The sequence below is a fragment of the Streptomyces sp. NPDC016677 genome, from assembly GCF_055562815.1.
On the sequence record NZ_JBVHEO010000020.1, the window covers coordinates 1 to 16,319 of the forward strand.

Sequence of the window (16,319 nt, forward strand, 5' to 3'; positions counted from 1 at the left end):
CCGCTCCCCGATCGCCAGATACGAGGTGTCCTGCCGGAACGGCACCGACTGGTACAACGAGGCGGCACCCGGTTCGGGACGCGGGTCACGCCGGGTCGGTGCGGTGCCACGCACCCGCTCCACCACCTGCCGCAGATGCTCCGGAGTGGTCCCGCAGCAACCGCCCACCAACGACAGACCGTACTCACGGACGAACGTCTCCTGCGCGTCCGCCAGCTCGGGGGCGCCCAGCGGGTAGTGGGCGCCGTCCTTGCCGAGGACCGGCAGACCGGCGTTGGGCATGCAGGACAGCGGGATGCGCGAGTGCCGGGCCAGGAAACGCAGGTGCTCGCTCATCTCGGCCGGGCCGGTCGCGCAGTTCAGGCCGATCATGTCGATGCCCAGCGGCTCCAGCGCGGTCAGCGCCGCGCCGATCTCGGAGCCCAGCAGCATCGTGCCGGTCGTCTCGACGGTCACCGACACGATCACCGGCATGTCCACGCCGAGCGCGTCCAGGGCACGGCGGGCGCCGAGCACGGCGGACTTGGTCTGGAGCAGGTCCTGCGTGGTCTCCACCAGCAGCGCGTCGGCGCCGCCGGCGACCAGGCCCTCGGCATTGCGCTGATAGGCGTCGCGCAGCACTCCGTACGGGGCGTGCCCGAGGGTGGGGAGCTTGGTGCCCGGGCCCATGGAGCCCAGCACCCAGCGCTGCCGGCCGTCCCTCGCGGCGAACTCGTCGGCCACCTCACGGGCCACCCGGGCACCGGCCTCGGACAGCTCGTGCACCCGGTGCGCGATGTCGTACTCACCCAGGGCGGAGTGGTTGGCGCCGAAGGTGTTGGTCTCCACACAGTCCACACCGACCGCGAAATACTCCTCATGGACCGAACGGACGATGTCCGGCCGGGTCAGGTTCAGGACCTCGTTGCAGCCCTCCAGCTGCTGGAAATCCTCCAGCGTGGGATTCTGCGCCTGCAGCATGGTGCCCATCGCACCGTCGGCGACCACCACACGGGTGGCGAGCGCCTCACGCAGGGCGGTGACACGGGTCCGGGTGTCGGCGGACGGGGTGGACGGCGACGAGGCCATGGACGGGCTCCCTAGGATGCGACGGCTGTCGGCTTTGCGGCTTCCCGGGGACATCGGTACACAACACACCGGGAGGGCGCACGCCGCCAGGGTAGCCGGGAGGCGGGGCCCGCGGTCAGGGCGTCCACGGGACGGACGAGGATGGGACGCCGGTGCCGGGGGTGTTCCGGGTGTTCCGGGGTGTCACGGAGCACGGTGGCCAGGGGGTGTGAGGGCGCCGCCGGGTCACCGCGCGGGCGCGGTGACCCGGCGGCGCCGTGGCCGAGGAGTGCCACAGTTGCGCTCCGACCATTGGCGAGAGGTCGGCATGGACCGGTAGTGTTCGGCATTGCCGAACAGTAGAAGTGACGTCGCACGTCGACGGTAGGACGGGACGGAGGCGGGACGGCGATGGCACGGAACATCCAGTCGCTCGAACGGGCGGCCGCGATGCTGCGGCTGCTCGCGGGCGGCGAGCGACGGCTCGGCCTGTCGGACATCGCCTCGTCGCTGGGCCTGGCCAAGGGCACCGCCCACGGCATCCTGCGCACCCTCCAGCAGGAGGGCTTCGTCGAACAGGACACCGCTTCCGGGCGCTATCAGCTCGGGGCGGAGCTGCTGCGCCTGGGCACCACCTACCTGGACGTGCACGAACTGCGGGCCCGCGCCCTGGTGTGGGCGGACGACCTGGCCCGCTCCAGCGGCGAGAGCGTCCACCTGGGGGTACTGCACCAGCAAGGCGTGCTGATCGTGCACCACGTCTTCCGCCCCGACGACAGCCGGCAGGTGCTGGAGATCGGCGCCATGCAGCCGCTGCACTCCACCGCCCTGGGCAAGGTGCTCTCCGCCTACGACCCGGTCGCGCACAGCGAGGCGCTGGAGACCGAGCGCCGGGCGTTCACCGACCGGACGATCTGCGAGCCGGACGCCTTCGAGCACGTACTGGACCTCACGCGCGCGCGTGGCTACGCGGCGGACATCGAGGAGACCTGGGAGGGCGTCGCCTCGATCGCCGCCCCCATCCACGACCGGCGGCGCATGCCGGTCGGCTCGGTCGGCATCACCGGGGCAGTGGAGCGGGTCTGCCAGGAGGGCGAGCTGCGTCCGGAGCTGATCGCGGCGGTGCGGGACTGCGCCCGCGCGGTCTCCCGGGACCTGGGCGCCGGACGCTTCTGACGCCTGCCGGAGCAGGCGGCACCGGGGCGCCGGGGCGGCGCTCCGGTCGTTCGCCTACCCGGGAGATCTGGCCAAATCTGCCAAACTGCCCATACGACGACACACCCGACCGGAAGACCGGCGGCACGAATCGATCAATAACGATCGTGTTTTCGACAACAGGGCTCTTGACGGGTGTGCGATGTCGGGATGAGACTCCGTCCATCGGTCGGCATTGTCGAACACCTACCGGCAATAAGCGCTAGAGTGGACGACGCCAAGGGCCGGCAACGCTCTCATTTCCCATGAGGGCGCCAGAACACCCGGACGAATCCGGGGGTTCGGCTTCCCTGGACGAAGGACAAAGGAGTCGCGGGTGTCCAGCTCCGACATCTTCATCGGCGAGACCATCGGTACCGCCATACTCATCCTGCTCGGCGGCGGTGTCTGCGCCGCCGTCACGCTCAAGGCCTCCAAGGCGCGCAACGCCGGATGGGTGGCCATCTCCCTCGGGTGGGGCTTCGCCGTCATGGTCGGCGCCTACATCTCCACGCCGCTCTCCGGAGCCCACCTGAACCCGGCGGTCACGCTGGCCCTGGCGATCAAGGACGGCAACTGGGGCGACGTCCCGGTCTACTGGGGCGGTCAGATGCTCGGCGCCATGATCGGCGCGACCCTGGTCTGGATCGCCTACCTGGGCCAGTTCCACGCCCACCTCACCGACAAGGAGATCGTCGGCGGCCCGGGCGCCCAGGACACCACCGCCAAGTCGGTGGAAGCCCAGGAGAAGGGCGCCGGCCCGGTCCTCGGCGTCTTCTCCACCGGCCCGGAGATCCGCAACGCCGCGCAGAACCTGGCCACCGAGATCATCGGCACCTTCGTGCTGATCCTCGCCATCATGACCCAGGGGCTGAACCAGGACGGTGACGGCCTCGGCGCGCTCGGCGTCCTGATCACCGCCTTCGTGGTGGTCGGCATCGGTCTGTCGCTGGGCGGCCCGACCGGTTACGCGATCAACCCGGCACGCGACCTCGGCCCGCGCATCGTGCACGCCCTCCTGCCGCTGCCCAACAAGGGCGGCTCCGACTGGAGCTACGCCTGGGTCCCGGTGGCCGGACCGCTGATCGGCGCCGCGATCGCCGCGGGCGTCTACAACGTCGCCTTCGCGTGAACCACGCCGGACCCCACCGCCACCACCACGGACCCCAGGAGCACACAGTGACCGACACCCACACCGCCGGCCCCTTCATCGCCGCGATCGACCAGGGCACCACCTCCTCGCGCTGCATCGTCTTCGACCGCGACGGACGCATCGTCTCCGTCGACCAGAAGGAACACGAGCAGATCTTCCCCAAGCCGGGCTGGGTCGAGCACGACGCCACCGAGATCTGGACCAACGTCCAGCAGGTCGTCGCCTCGGCCGTCGAGAAGGCCGGCATCACCCGCGACGACATCAAGGCCATCGGCATCACCAACCAGCGCGAGACCACGCTGATCTGGGACAAGAACACCGGTGAGCCCGTCCACAACGCCATCGTCTGGCAGGACACCCGCACCGACGCCCTCTGCCGGGAGCTGGGCCGCAACGTCGGCCAGGACCGCTTCCGCCGCGAGACCGGCCTGCCGCTGGCCTCCTACTTCGCCGGCCCCAAGGCCCGCTGGCTGCTGGACAACGTCGAGGGCCTGCGCGAGCGCGCCGAGGCCGGCGACCTGCTCTTCGGCACCATGGACAGCTGGGTCATCTGGAACCTGACCGGCGGCGTGGACGGCGGCCGGCACGTCACCGACGTCACCAACGCCTCCCGCACCCTGCTGATGAGCCTGCGCACCCTGAAGTGGGACGAGAAGATCTGCGAGTCCATCGGCGTGCCGACGCGGATGCTCCCCGAGATCCGCTCCTCCGCCGAGGTGTACGGCGAGATCAAGGGCGGCGCCCTGGGCGAGCTGCTCGGCGGCATCCCGGTCGCCTCCGCGCTCGGCGACCAGCAGGCCGCCCTGTTCGGCCAGACCTGCTTCGACGAGGGCGAGACCAAGTCGACGTACGGCACCGGCACCTTCATGCTGATGAACACCGGTGACAAGGTCATCAACTCCTACAGCGGCCTGGTGACCACCGTCGGCTACCAGATCGGCGACCAGAAGCCGGTCTACGCCCTGGAGGGCTCGATCGCCGTCACCGGTTCGCTGGTGCAGTGGATGCGCGACCAGATGGGCCTGATCTCCACCGCCGCCGAGATCGAGACCCTGGCGATGCAGGTCGAGGACAACGGCGGCGCCTACTTCGTACCGGCCTTCTCCGGCCTGTTCGCCCCGTACTGGCGCTCCGACGCCCGCGGGGTGATCGCCGGCCTGACCCGGTACGTCACCAAGGCGCACCTCGCGCGCGCCGTGCTGGAGGCCACCGCCTGGCAGACGCGGGAGATCGCGGACGCCATGACGAAGGACTCCGGTGTGGAGCTGACCACCCTCAAGGTCGACGGTGGCATGACCTCCAACAACCTGCTGATGCAGACCCTCGCCGACTTCCTGGACGCGCCGGTGGTGCGTCCGATGGTCGCCGAGACCACCTGCCTCGGCGCCGCCTACGCCGCCGGCCTGGCCGTCGGCTTCTGGAACAGCACCGACGACCTGCGCGCCAACTGGCGCCGGGCCGCCGAGTGGACCCCCCGCATGGACGCGGACACCCGCGACCGCGAGTACAAGAGCTGGCTCAAGGCCGTCGAGCGGACCATGGGCTGGCTTGAGGACGAGGAGTAAGAACCACCATGACCACCCAGTCCACCCTGCAGTCCGTACCTGCCCTGGGCACGCACCCGGCGTCCGGCTCGAACCCGAGCCGAGCCGTGACCCGGGAGCAGCTCTCCCAGGCGTCGTACGACCTTCTCGTCATCGGCGGCGGCATCCTCGGCATCTCCACCGCCTGGCACGCCGCGCAGTCCGGCCTCAGGGTGGCTCTGGTCGACGCCGGTGACTTCGCCGGCGCCACCTCCTCCGCCTCCTCCAAGCTGCTCCACGGCGGTCTGCGCTACCTGCAGACCGGCGCGGTGAAGCTGGTGGCGGAGAACCACTTCGAGCGCCGTGCGGTCTCCCGCCAGGTCGCCCCGCACCTGGCCAACCCGCTCACCTTCTACCTCCCCGTGTACAAGGGCGGGCCGCACGGTGCGGCGAAGCTCGGGGCCGGTGTCTTCGCGTACTCGGCGCTCTCCGCGTTCGGCGACGGCGTCGGCCACCTGCTCTCCCCCGCCAAGGCCCAGCAGGACGTGCCCGAGCTGCGCACCGAGAACCTCAAGGCCGTGGCCGTCTACGGCGACGACCAGATGAACGACGCGCGCATGGCGCTGATGACGGTCCGCGCGGCCGTCGACGCCGGCGCCGTGGTCCTCAACCACGCCGAGGTCTCCGGGCTGCGCTTCACCAAGGGCCGGGTCACCGGGGCCGAGCTGAAGGACCGGCTGACCGGCGAGGAGTTCGGCGTCGACGCCCGCCTGGTGCTCAACGCGACCGGCCCCTGGGTCGATCACCTGCGCAAGATGGAGGACCCGAACGCGGCGCCGTCCATCCGGCTGTCCAAGGGCGCGCACCTGGTGCTGAAGCGCACCTCGCACTGGAAGGCCGCGCTGGCCACCCCGATCGACAAGTACCGCATCACCTTCGCCCTCCCCTGGGAGGACATGCTGCTGCTCGGCACCACCGACGAGGAGTACGAGGGCGACCCGGCGGACGTCGCCGTCAACGACAAGGACATAGCCCAGATCCTGGACGAGGCCGCGTTCTCCGTCCGGGACCAGCAGCTCGACCGCGACCTCATCACGTACGCCTTCGCGGGTCTGCGCGTCCTGCCGGGCGGGCCCGGGAACACGGCGAAGGCCAAGCGCGAGACGGTCGTCACCGAGGGCCGGGGCGGCATGCTCTCCGTCGCGGGCGGCAAGTGGACCACCTTCCGGCACATCGGCCGCACCGTGATGCAGAAGCTCCAGGCGCTGCCGGGCCACCCGCTCGGCGACGACTTCGAGCCCGTCTCCTCCCTGCCGAAGAAGCTGCCGCTGCCCGGCGTCGCCAACCCCCGGGCCATCGCGCACCGGCTGCTGGTGGACCGTCCGGCACCCGGCCCGCGGATGGCGGCCGACACCGCCAAGCACCTGGCGACGCACTACGGTTCGCTGGCCCTGGACATCGCCCGGCTCGCCAACGAGAGCCCGGAGCTGGCCGAGCGGGTCCACCCCGACGCGCCGGAGATCTGGGCGCAGGTCGTCTGGGCCCGCGACCACGAGTGGGCCGAGACCCCGGACGACGTGCTGCGCCGCCGGACCACGCTGACCATCCGCGGCCTGGCCACGGACGAGGTGCGCGGCAAGGTGCAGGACCTGCTCGACAAGAAGTAGGACGTACGCGACGACCCCCTCGGCCACCCCATAATGGCCTGATACATCGGATGTCTGAACGGCATCCCGTACGAGGCTGGGAGGCCGAGGGTGGCTGTCACCGACGAGGCGATCGAGAAGATCAAGGACATGATCGTCTCCGGCGCGCTGCGCCCCGGCGACCGGCTGCCCAAGGAGAGCCGGCTCGCCGACGAACTCGGCCTGTCCCGCAACTCGCTGCGCGAGGCCGTGCGCGCCCTGTCCCTGATCCGCATCCTGGACGTGCGGCAGGGCGACGGCACCTATGTCACCAGCCTGGACCCGCAACTCCTGCTGGAGGCGCTGAGCTTCGTGGTCGACTTCCACCGCGACGACACGGTGCTGGAGTTCCTCGCCGTACGCCGCATCCTGGAGCCGGCCGCGACCGCGATGGCGGCGGCGGCGATCAGCGACGCGGAACTGGACGCGCTGGACGCCCAGTTGGACGCACTCGGCGACGACCCCTCGGTGGAGAGGCTGGTCGCGAGCGACCTGGAGTTCCACCGGGGCATCGTGCGGGGTTCCGGGAACTCGGTGCTGTGTTCGCTGCTCGACGGACTGTCCGGGCCCACCACCCGGGCCCGGATCTGGCGCGGTCTGACCCAGGAGGACGCGGTCGGCCGCACCCTGCGCGAACACCGCGCGATCCTCGCCGCGCTGCGCGACCGGGACGCGGAGGCGGCCCGTTCCTGGGCGACCGTGCACATCGCGTCGGTGGAGCAGTGGCTGCGCTCCACCCTGTGATCCGTGCCGGGTGTTCGACCGTGGGGAACGGGGCAGTGATCCGTTCACTCCCCCGTGCAAGGGGGCTGCGGACGCCCCCGCCGCACGCCGTAAGGTTGGGTCGTTAAGCGAGGGCACGTCGGAAGGAGGCGCTGGGTGATCGAGCTCGAGGGGGTTCCCGAGCTGATCGACCCGGTCATGGTGGCCGCGTTCGAGGGCTGGAACGACGCCGGCGACGCCGCCTCCACCGCGGTCGCGCATCTGGACCGGGAATGGAAGGGCGAGGTCTTCGCGGCGCTGGACGCCGAGGACTACTACGACTTCCAGGTGAACCGGCCGACGGTGTTCATGGAGGCCGGGGTCCGCAAGATCACCTGGCCGACGACGAGGCTGTCCGTGGTCCGGGTCGGCGGGGACAAGCCGCGCGACCTGGTTCTGGTCCGCGGCATCGAACCGTCCATGCGCTGGCGCTCGTTCTGCAACGAGCTGCTGGGCTTCGCCCATGAGCTGGGCGTCGAGCTGGTGGTCATCCTGGGCGCCCTGCTGGGTGACACCCCGCACACCCGCCCGGTCCCGATCAGCGGCACCACGTCCGACGCCGACCTGGCCCGCCGCATGGACCTGGAGGAGACCAAGTACGAGGGGCCCACGGGCATCGTCGGCATCCTCCAGGAGGCGTGCACGCACGCGGGCGTGCCGGCCGTGTCGCTGTGGGCGGCGGTGCCGCACTACGTGTCGCAGCCGCCCAACCCGAAGGCCACGCTAGCCCTCCTGAACCGGCTGGAGGACCTGATCGGCGTACGCATCCCGCTGGGCGAGCTGGCCGAGGACGCGCGGGCCTGGCAGGTGGGCGTGGACCAGCTGGCAGCCGAGGACAGCGAGGTCGCGGAGTACGTCCAGACGCTGGAGGAGGCCCGGGACACCGCGGAGCTGCCGGAGGCGTCGGGCGAGGCGATCGCCCGCGAGTTCGAGCGGTACCTGCGGCGCCGGGACGGCGGCGGACCGGGCGGCCACGCGACGGCGGACGGCGGCGAGGCACCGCCCGGCCCGCCGTTCCTGCGGGACGGCCGGGACGGCCGGGACGGCCCCAGCGGGCGTCCCCGGCCGCCGAAGCCGCCGAAGGCCGGCGACGACGAGGATTCCTCGGAGGAGTGACACAGGAGTGACAGGGAGGCGTCGCTCCGCCCCCCTGGAACTCAGACCTGGTCCACCGCCACCGCGTCGAATTCGGTGTCGGGCCGCGGCGGGTCGACGTCGAAGCGCGCGTTGGGCAGATAGAGGCGGTCGCCCCAGGCGGCGACGGTCGTCGGGATGCGGAACCGCGGGTCGGTGACGCGGGTGACCGCGGTACCCCGGGTCCCGGCCGCGTCCAGCCGGAACACGTCGACGGCGTTCTGCCACTGCTGGACGGCGTAGAGGGTCCGGCCGAGCAGCAGCAGTCCGTCCCCGTTCGGGAGCCGGGCGGAGCCGAGGCCGACAGCGCGGGCGAGGCCGGTGCGCGGGTCGACCCGCATCAGGCCGCCGCCGTTCGCGAAGGCGTTGACCAGCAGCAGCGCGCTGCCGTCGGGGGTGCGCTCGATGCCGTTGGCGGTGAAGTCCGGCCCCTGCTCCCAGTCACCGCCGAGGGGAACGGTCCGCAGCGCGCCGGGCCGGCCGTGCCGGTCGAGGGCGACCCGGTGGAGCACCGGCGCGAAGGAGTCGGTGAACCAGGCGGCGTCCGGGGTCAGGACCACGTCGTTCACGAAGGTGGTGCCGGTCGCGTACACCTGCTCCGTCTCGCCGGTACGGGCGTCGACGACGCGTATCTCGCCGCTCTCCCCGCCGGCGACGAAGAGTCTGCCGCGCCGGTCGACGCGCAGCCCGACGCTGGGGTGGCCGGCGCCCAGCCCCCGGGCGACGACCGCGCCGCGTCCGGTGGCCAGGCTCGCCCGGTAGACGTCGCCGTTCGCGAGGGAGCCGAAGTAGGCGTACGGGGCGCGGCCGATGGTGATGCCTTCGGGGCGGAAGCCGTCGGGCAGCGGGAACCGCCGGGGCCAGGGGGCCGCGCCGGCCGCGTGGGCGGTGCCGCCCAGCAGGGCCGTGCCGGTGAGGGCTGCGGTGCCGGTGAGCAGGGTGCGACGTGCGAAGGAGCGTTCGGTGGGTGCCACGGTGCGTCCTTCCGCGAGAGGGCCGGCCGTCGTGCGGCCGGCCATGGGCAGAGGAGCACAGCCCAGCACATGACGGAGGGCTTCCGCAGCGGGTGACCGCGGAAGCCCTCCTGTCACTTCACCACCAGCGCTACAGGGCGACGCCCAGCAACGCGTCCACCGCGCGGGAGACGACGCCGGGGGCGCCGGTGTCCGTGCCGCCCGACTGCTGCTGGAGCGCGGCCCAGCGGTCGACCGCGGCGAGCGCGGCCGGGGCGTCCAGGTCGTTCGCGAGGGCCTCGCGGATCTCCTCGACCAGCGCCTCGGCGGGCGGGCCGTCGGGCCGGGAGACGGCCGCCCGCCAGCGCTCCAGGCGGTCCTGGGCGTCCCGCAGCACCTGGTCGGTCCACTCCCAGTCGGAGCGGTAGTGGTGGGCGAGCAGCGTGAGGCGGATGGCGGCCGGGTCGACGCCGTCGCGGCGCAGCTGGGAGACGAAGACCAGGTTGCCCTTGGACTTGGACATCTTCTCGCCGTCCAGGCCGACCATGCCGGCGTGGACGTACGCCTTGGCCATCGGGAACTCCCCGGTGAGCACCTGGGCGTGCGAGGCGCCCATCTCGTGGTGCGGGAAGGCGAGGTCGGAGCCGCCGCCCTGGACGTCGAAGCCCATGCCGAGGTGGTCCAGGGCGATGGCGACGCACTCGATGTGCCAGCCGGGCCGGCCGCGGCCGAGCGTGCCGCCGTCCCAGCTGGGCTCGCCCTCGCGGGCCGCCATCCACAGCATCGGGTCGAGCGGGTTCTTCTTGCCCGGCCGGTCCGGGTCGCCGCCGCGCTCGGCGGAGAGCAGCCGCATGGCCTCGGCGTCCAGGTGGGAGACCTGGCCGAAATGCGGGTCGGACTCGACGGAGAAGTAGACGTCCCCTTCGAGCTCGTAGGCGGCGCCCGCGTCGCGGAGCCGCTCGACGAGCGGGACGATGCCCGGTATGGCCTCCACGGCGCCTATGTAGTGCCGCGGCGGGAGCATCCGCAGCGCCGTCATGTCCTCGCGGAAGAGGGCGGTCTCCTGCTCGGCGAGGGCGGCCCAGTCGACGCCGTCCCGTACGGCCCGCTCCAGGAGGGGGTCGTCCACGTCGGTGACGTTCTGGACGTAGTGGACCTGGCGCTTGGTGTCGAGCCACACGCGCTGTACGAGGTCGAACGCGTTGTACGTCGCCGCGTGCCCCATGTGGGTCGCGTCGTACGGCGTGATGCCGCAGACGTAGATACGGGCGACGGGACCGGGGTCGAGGGAGACCGGACCGCCGGTCGCGGTGTCGTGAATCCTCAGGTCGCGGCCCTGACCAGGCAGGGCGGGGACCTCGGAAGCGGGCCAGGCATGCATGACACGAGCGTAACCGGACGGATGTTCCGTACACGAACCGGACGGCGGCAGGATGACCGGTTAGGCGTTCTTGCCGATCTCCCCGAGGTGTGCTGATCAGACCGGCGGCCAGGGGATGGCCGGCCACTCGCCGCCCGGCTCCGGATGGGTCCCGGAGGCCAGCAACGCGTCGACACGCGCGCGCGTGGCCTCGGTCTCGGCCGGTGTGATCAGCTCGCCCAGTCGGGTGGTCAGGCTCCCGCCGTCCTTCAGCGCCTCCCGGAGGGCGGCGAGCACCTCCAGGGCCTCCGCGGTGAGCGGTTCCCCCGCCCAGCCCCACAGCAGCGTGCGCAGCTTGTCCTCGGCGTGGAAGGTGACGCCGTGGTCGATGCCGTAGAGCCGGCCGCCGGCGGGCAGCAGATGGCCGCCCTTGCGGTCGGCGTTGTTGATGACCGCGTCGAGGACGGCGAGGCGCCGCAGCCGCGCGTCGTCGGCGTGCACCAGGAGCGCGGTCCTGCCCTCCCCGACCTCGGCGAAGCCGATCGCCTTCCAGCCGGGCTCCGGCTCCTCGCCGTCGACCAGGGCGAGGAGTTCGGCCTCCGGGGTGACCTCGATCCACTGCTGGACCATTCCCTCGCCGTACGGCCCGTCGCGCAGCACCGTCACCGGCACCAGGCCCCAGCCGGTCGCCTCGGAGACCTCGTACGCGGCGACCTCCCGCTGGGCGAGGGTCCCGTCGGGGAAGTCCCACAGCGGCCGTTCACCGGCCACCGGCTTGTACACGCAGGCGGCCTCGCGGCCCTGGTGGGAGACCGTGCAGTACAGCGCCGCGTTGGAGGCGTCGCGGATCCGGCCGCGGACGGTCAGCTCGCCCTGGGTGAGCAGGGCGGCGAGGGACCCGTCGGCGAGGGGTGCGTGCGGCGTCACGCCCCGCGGCGGTATCCGTTCTGGCGCGGACATACGTGTCCTTCCGGGTCGAGCGGGAGGCTGCACAGCGGGCACGGCGGCCGGCCCGCGTTGACGACGTCGAGGGCGCGTTTGGCGAAGGCCCTGGCCTGCGCGCCGGTGAGCCGGACCCGCAGCATCGGGGGGCCGTTCTCCTCGTCCTGGAGGAGCCGCTCCTCGGCCTCGGCGAGGTCCTCCTCGGAGTCGGCGTCCAGCTCCACCAGGGCCTGCGCCTCGACGATCATGCGCTGTTCGTCACCGTCCCAGGCCAGCGCCATGGTGCCGACCCGGAACTCCTCCTCCACGGGGGCCTCCAGCGGGGCGGTGTCGGCGGGCTCGGCGGGGGCCATCGCGGGGACGGCGGCGCTGCCGCCGCTGCGGCGGACGACCTCGTCGAGCAGCTCGTCCATGCGTTCGGCGAGCGCGGCGACCTGTGTCTTCTCCAGGGCCACGCTGGTCACCCGGGGGCCGGCGGTGGCCTGGAGGAAGAACGTACGGCGCCCGGGCAGTCCGACCGTGCCGGCCACGAAGCGGTCCGGCTGGTCGTAGAGGAACACCTGACGGGACACGTCCTGTCTCCATGGAAGTCGGGGTGGCTACTGCTGGGACCGCTTCACCCTACTGCGGCCGACGATCACGGTGCGCCCGCACCGCCCCCGACGGTCGCGTCGTCGCCCGGCGGCTCCTCGGGGGGAGCCAGTGAGGTGAGGTCGCCGGTGTCGCCGAGGCGGACCAGGAAGGGCCGCAGCCGGGTGTAGCGGATCGCCGTGACGGAGCACGGGTCGACGTGGATGCGCTGGAAGAGGTCGAGGTGGAGGCCGAGCGCGTCCGCGACGAGCGACTTGATGATGTCGCCGTGGGAGCACATGAAGTAGACCGCCTCGGCGCCGTGGTCGCGCTCCACGCGCGCGTTCCACTCGCGTACCGCCTCGGCGGCGCGGGTCTGCATGGCGCGCATGGACTCGCCGCCGGGGAAGGCCGCCGCGGAGGGGTGCGCCTGCACGACCTCCATCAGCGGCTCGTCCTTCAGCTCGGCGAGCTTGCGGCCGGACCAGTCGCCGTAGTGGCACTCCCCGATCCGCTCGTCGGTGTGGGCGCGCAGCTCGGGCCGGGCGTCCAGCAGCGGCCGGATCGTCTCCTGGCAGCGTTGGAGCGGACTGGCGACGACTTCGGCGATCGGCAGTGCGGCGAGTCGCGCGGGCAGGGCGGCGGCCTGGGCGGCACCGCGTTCGTCGAGGGCGACGCCGGGCGTCCAGCCGGCGAGCAGCCCCTCGGTGTTGGCGGTGGAACGTCCGTGCCTGACCAGGATCAGCGTGGGCATGCGCCAAGGGTAGGCGTACAGCACCGGGCACCGGCGTCCGGGCGAGAGGAGAATGGGTTCGGTGATCGTCGACTGTGCCATCTACCGGGGCGGACACCGCACCGAGGGCCCGGAGGACTTCTCCGACGCGCTGGCTCAGGCGCGGTCCGCGGGCGGCTTCGTGTGGGTCGGGCTGCACGAGCCGACCGAGGAGGAGTTCGACCACGTCACCCAGGAGTTCGGGCTGCATCCGCTGGCCGTGGAGGACGCTCTGAAGGCGCACCAGCGGCCCAAGCTGGAGGTGTACGACGACTCGCTGTTCGTGGTCGTCAAACCGGTGGTCTACGAGCCGGAGAGCGACACCGTCTCCTCCGGCGAGGTCATGATCTTCCTCGGCGACGCCTTCGTGGTGGTCGTCCGGCACGGTGAGGGCGCCGCGCTCAAGGCGGTGCGGCAGCGGCTGGAGCACGAGCCGGACCTGCTCGGCAAGGGCCCGACCTCGGTGCTGTACGCGATCGCCGACGCCGCTGTCGACCACTATCTGGAGGTGGCCACCGAGCTCCAGACCGACCTGGAGGAACTGGAGGCGGAGGTGTTCTCCCCGGACGGCGGCTCGCGGAACACGGCCTCGCGGATCTACACCTTCAAGCGGCAGGTCCTGGAGTTCCGCCGGGCGACCGGACCGCTGGTGCCGCCGCTGGCCCGGCTGGCCGGCAACGGCGCGTTCGGCGGGGCCGTGCCGTTCGTGAACGACCACGCGCGCCCGTTCTTCCGGGACGTGCACGACCACATCACGCGCGTGAACGACTCCGTGGAGGGCCTGGACCGGCTGGTCTCGGACATCTTGTCGGCGCACCTGGCGCAGATGAGCGTCCGGCAGAACGACGACATGCGGAAGATCTCCGCGTGGGCGGCCATGGCCGCGGTCCCCACCATGATCGCCGGGGTCTACGGCATGAATTTCGAGCACATGCCCGAGCTGCACTGGGTGTGGGCGTACCCGGCCGTGATCGTCCTGATGGCCGCCCTGGAGGTGCTGCTGTACCGGACCTTCAAACGCAGGGGCTGGCTGTAGCCTTCCGTCCCCTTCAGGCGGGTTCGGGGGCCGCCGACGTCGCCGGGCCGCCGAGGGCGTCGCGGCGTTCGGGCATCTTGAGGGTCACCATGCGGCGCCAGCCGCCGAGCCGCTCGTAGACGTACACCGCGCGGATGCCCGCCGCGAGCGCCGCCGACTTGGCGCGGGGCCAGCCGAGGACGCGGCCCATGTGCGCCATCACCGCGAGGCTGACGTCCCGGTAGACCTCGATCTCGGCGAGCGCGCACTCGCGCAGGGTGCGCTGGATCAGCCGGCCGTGTCCGGCGGCGGCGAAGCGGAGCAGTTCCTCGTGGGAGTAGGCGAGGTGGTTGTCCTCGTCGCCCGAGATCATGCGGACCGCGTTGCCGATGTCCGGGTGGGAGGCGAAGTACTTGCGGAGCATGAGCATCTGGTCGGCGGCCCGCTGCTCGGTGACCCTGCTGTGCGCCAGGTACGTGATGATGTCGTCCACGGTGAGCGGCTGGTCGGCCTTGAGCTTCTCGTGGGCGAGACCGATGCCGCGCCGCTCCAGGAGCGCGGTGTAGTCGGTCTCCGGAGGGACGGGTGCGGGCTCCAGGCCGCGCTTCTTCAGCAGCGCGTTGAAGATGCGGCCGTGCTTGTCCTCGTCCGCCCCGTGCCGGGTGATCTTGGGGGCGAGGGCGCGCTCGCTCTCCGGTACCAGCGCGGCGATCCGCGCGTTCTCCCAGCCGCCCTGCGACTCACCGCTGGCCGCGATGGAGCAGAACAGCCGGAACGACTCGTCGTTGTCGAGGATCTCCTGGAACAGACTCCTGGCCGACAGCATCACCGGTCACCTCTCCGCCTCTGCAAGGTTCCGAAGGTTCCGCAAGGTCCCGCAAAAGTTCCCCGAAGAACGAGTCAAGTCCGGGACGTGAGGGACGGCAACAGATGTGTCGGACAATTCAGCCGAACGAAGGACAGGCGGGCCCATGAGCGGGCGTAACCACGCGCGCGTGGCGGCGTTGTTCCCCGTGACGGCCGTGGCGGGGAAGACCCCCGAGCCCCCACCACGGCCGTGAGACTTCCCCCTCAGGCGAGCCCGGCGCGTTCGAGTGCCTCCGTGCCGGCCCGCAGTGAGGCGAGCCGCTCCTCCAGGGTGAAGCCCGCCGGGGCCAGGGTCAGGGTGGTGACGCCAGCCGCCGCGTAGGCCCGCATCCGGTCGGCGATCCGGTCGACGGAGCCCAGCAGGGTGGTCCGGTCGATCAGGTCGTGCGGTACGGCGGACGCCGCGCCCTGCTTGTCGCCGTCGAGGTACCTGTCCTGGATCTCGGCGGCCTCCTTCTCGTACCCCATGCGCCGGGCGAGCTGGTTGTAGAAGTTCTGCTTGCGGCTGCCCATGCCGCCGACGTACAGCGCGGTGTACGGGCGGAAGGTGTCGGCGAGCGCGGTGACGTCCTTGTCGTCGCCGACGGCGAGCGGGACGGTCGGGCAGACGTCGAAGCCGTCGAGGGACTTGCCCGCCTTCTCGCGTCCGGCGCGCAGGTGCCGGATCGCGGTCTCCTCCAGGTGCTCGGCGGACGGGAAGATCAGCAGGGCGCCGTCGGCGATCTCGCCGGTCTGCTCCAGGTTCTTCGGGCCGATCGCGGCGATGTAGAGCGGGATGTGCTCGCGCTGGGGGTGGACCGTGAGCTTGATGGGCTTGCCGGGGCCGCCGGGCAGCGGGAGGGTCCAGTGCTCGCCGTCGTGGGTCAGGCGTTCGCGGGACATGGCCTTGCGGACGATCTCGACGTACTCGCGGGTCCGGGCCAGCGGCTTGTCGAACTTCACGCCGTACCAGCCCTCGGAGACCTGCGGGCCGGAGACCCCGAGGCCCAGGCGGAAACGGCCGCCGGAGAGGGAGTCGAGGGTGGCGGCGGTCATCGCGGTCATCGCCGGCTGGCGGGCCGGGATCTGGAAGATGGCCGAGCCCACGTCGATGCGCTCGGTCTGCGCGGCGACCCAGGTGAGCACCGTGGCGGCGTCGGAGCCGTAGGCCTCGGCGGCCCAGCAGACGGCGTACCCGAGGCGGTCGGCCTCCTGGGCGACGGCCAGATTGTCCCCGTCCATTCCGGCGCCCCAGTAACCGAGGTTGATCCCGAGCTGCATGCCGATTCCCCTTACCGATCAGTAACGTCCCTGGTGCACCGACCTTAGCGGGCGGATCCGGTTGTCCACAGGCCCCCACAGG

At 71.7% G+C, this 16,319-nt stretch carries 15 protein-coding genes; 7 read left to right on the plus strand and 8 right to left on the minus strand.

The genetic code is table 11. From position 1 onward, the window contains the following. Window positions 1–1,068: homocysteine S-methyltransferase family protein (locus ACZ3IG_RS32845; RefSeq protein ID WP_467436682.1), on the minus strand; the 1,068-nt coding region annotated here is incomplete at its 3' end. Between the two features lie 390 nt (window positions 1,069–1,458). Here ACZ3IG_RS32845 and ACZ3IG_RS32850 point away from each other — a divergent pair. The 6 genes from ACZ3IG_RS32850 to ACZ3IG_RS32875 all read left to right on the plus strand — a co-directional run bounded on the left by ACZ3IG_RS32850 (window position 1,459) and on the right by ACZ3IG_RS32875 (window position 8,480). After that, window positions 1,459–2,223 (plus strand): IclR family transcriptional regulator, encoded by a 765-nt coding sequence (locus ACZ3IG_RS32850; protein WP_215173705.1) that lies wholly within the window; start codon window positions 1,459–1,461, stop codon window positions 2,221–2,223. Window positions 2,224–2,578: 355 nt separating this feature from the next. Beyond that, window positions 2,579–3,373 (plus strand): MIP/aquaporin family protein, encoded by a 795-nt coding sequence (locus ACZ3IG_RS32855; RefSeq protein ID WP_467436683.1) that lies wholly within the window; start codon window positions 2,579–2,581, stop codon window positions 3,371–3,373. Between the two features lie 47 nt (window positions 3,374–3,420). Continuing rightward, entirely contained in the window at window positions 3,421–4,959 is a 1,539-nt protein-coding gene (gene glpK, locus ACZ3IG_RS32860) for a glycerol kinase GlpK (RefSeq protein WP_467436685.1), read from the plus strand. 8 nt (window positions 4,960–4,967) lie between these two features. Further along, complete coding sequence (locus ACZ3IG_RS32865) at window positions 4,968–6,584, plus strand: glycerol-3-phosphate dehydrogenase/oxidase (RefSeq protein WP_467436686.1); 1,617 nt, start codon at window positions 4,968–4,970, stop codon at window positions 6,582–6,584. A gap of 90 nt (window positions 6,585–6,674) precedes the next feature. Further along, window positions 6,675–7,346 carry a FadR/GntR family transcriptional regulator gene (locus ACZ3IG_RS32870; protein ID WP_467436687.1) on the plus strand — a complete coding sequence of 224 codons (672 nt, stop codon included), beginning with the start codon at window positions 6,675–6,677 and terminating at the stop codon, window positions 7,344–7,346. A gap of 135 nt (window positions 7,347–7,481) precedes the next feature. Then, entirely contained in the window at window positions 7,482–8,480 is a 999-nt protein-coding gene (locus tag ACZ3IG_RS32875) for a PAC2 family protein (protein WP_467436688.1), read from the plus strand. Window positions 8,481–8,521: 41 nt separating this feature from the next. Here ACZ3IG_RS32875 and ACZ3IG_RS32880 read toward each other — a convergent pair whose 3' ends face one another. The 5 genes from ACZ3IG_RS32880 to ACZ3IG_RS32900 all read right to left on the minus strand — a co-directional run bounded on the left by ACZ3IG_RS32880 (window position 8,522) and on the right by ACZ3IG_RS32900 (window position 13,077). Further along, a complete protein-coding gene (locus ACZ3IG_RS32880; protein ID WP_467436689.1) occupies window positions 8,522–9,472 on the minus strand; it encodes an SMP-30/gluconolactonase/LRE family protein in 951 nt (316 codons plus the stop codon). 130 nt (window positions 9,473–9,602) lie between these two features. Beyond that, window positions 9,603–10,832: a cysteine--1-D-myo-inosityl 2-amino-2-deoxy-alpha-D-glucopyranoside ligase gene (gene mshC / locus ACZ3IG_RS32885; RefSeq protein ID WP_467436690.1), complete on the minus strand. Its 1,230-nt coding sequence runs from the start codon at window positions 10,830–10,832 to the stop codon at window positions 9,603–9,605. A gap of 96 nt (window positions 10,833–10,928) precedes the next feature. Next, entirely contained in the window at window positions 10,929–11,771 is an 843-nt protein-coding gene (locus tag ACZ3IG_RS32890; RefSeq protein WP_467436691.1) for an SCO1664 family protein, read from the minus strand. Further along, entirely contained in the window at window positions 11,735–12,325 is a 591-nt protein-coding gene (locus ACZ3IG_RS32895) for a DUF3090 domain-containing protein (protein WP_467436692.1), read from the minus strand. Before ACZ3IG_RS32895 ends, ACZ3IG_RS32890 begins: the two co-directional genes overlap by 37 nt. A 65-nt stretch (window positions 12,326–12,390) precedes the next feature. Continuing rightward, window positions 12,391–13,077, minus strand: a complete 687-nt coding sequence (locus ACZ3IG_RS32900; protein WP_467436693.1) for a histidine phosphatase family protein — start codon at window positions 13,075–13,077, stop codon at window positions 12,391–12,393. Window positions 13,078–13,138: 61 nt separating this feature from the next. Between ACZ3IG_RS32900 and corA the strand changes: the two genes are divergently transcribed. Beyond that, window positions 13,139–14,131 carry a magnesium/cobalt transporter CorA gene (corA, locus tag ACZ3IG_RS32905; protein ID WP_467436695.1) on the plus strand — a complete coding sequence of 331 codons (993 nt, stop codon included), beginning with the start codon at window positions 13,139–13,141 and terminating at the stop codon, window positions 14,129–14,131. Between the two features lie 13 nt (window positions 14,132–14,144). Here corA and ACZ3IG_RS32910 read toward each other — a convergent pair whose 3' ends face one another. Continuing rightward, entirely contained in the window at window positions 14,145–14,936 is a 792-nt protein-coding gene (locus ACZ3IG_RS32910; protein ID WP_467436696.1) for a ferritin-like domain-containing protein, read from the minus strand. A 245-nt stretch (window positions 14,937–15,181) separates the two neighbouring features. Further along, window positions 15,182–16,237, minus strand: a complete 1,056-nt coding sequence (locus ACZ3IG_RS32915; RefSeq protein ID WP_467436697.1) for an LLM class F420-dependent oxidoreductase — start codon at window positions 16,235–16,237, stop codon at window positions 15,182–15,184. Between the last annotated feature and the right edge of the window lie 82 nt (window positions 16,238–16,319).

Bases quoted from the DNA above. Each gene is read 5' to 3' on its own strand.
- ACZ3IG_RS32900 (WP_467436693.1), bottom strand. From the start codon at position 13,077: ATGCCCACGCTGATCCTGGTCAGGCACGGACGTTCCACCGCCAACACC.
- ACZ3IG_RS32915 (WP_467436697.1), bottom strand. From the start codon at position 16,237: ATGCAGCTCGGGATCAACCTCGGTTACTGGGGCGCCGGAATGGACGGG.
- ACZ3IG_RS32850 (WP_215173705.1), top strand. From the start codon at position 1,459: ATGGCACGGAACATCCAGTCGCTCGAACGGGCGGCCGCGATGCTGCGG.
- ACZ3IG_RS32865 (WP_467436686.1), top strand. From the start codon at position 4,968: ATGACCACCCAGTCCACCCTGCAGTCCGTACCTGCCCTGGGCACGCAC.
- ACZ3IG_RS32910 (WP_467436696.1), bottom strand. From the start codon at position 14,936: ATGCTGTCGGCCAGGAGTCTGTTCCAGGAGATCCTCGACAACGACGAG.
- mshC (WP_467436690.1), bottom strand. From the start codon at position 10,832: ATGCATGCCTGGCCCGCTTCCGAGGTCCCCGCCCTGCCTGGTCAGGGC.
- ACZ3IG_RS32890 (WP_467436691.1), bottom strand. From the start codon at position 11,771: ATGTCCGCGCCAGAACGGATACCGCCGCGGGGCGTGACGCCGCACGCA.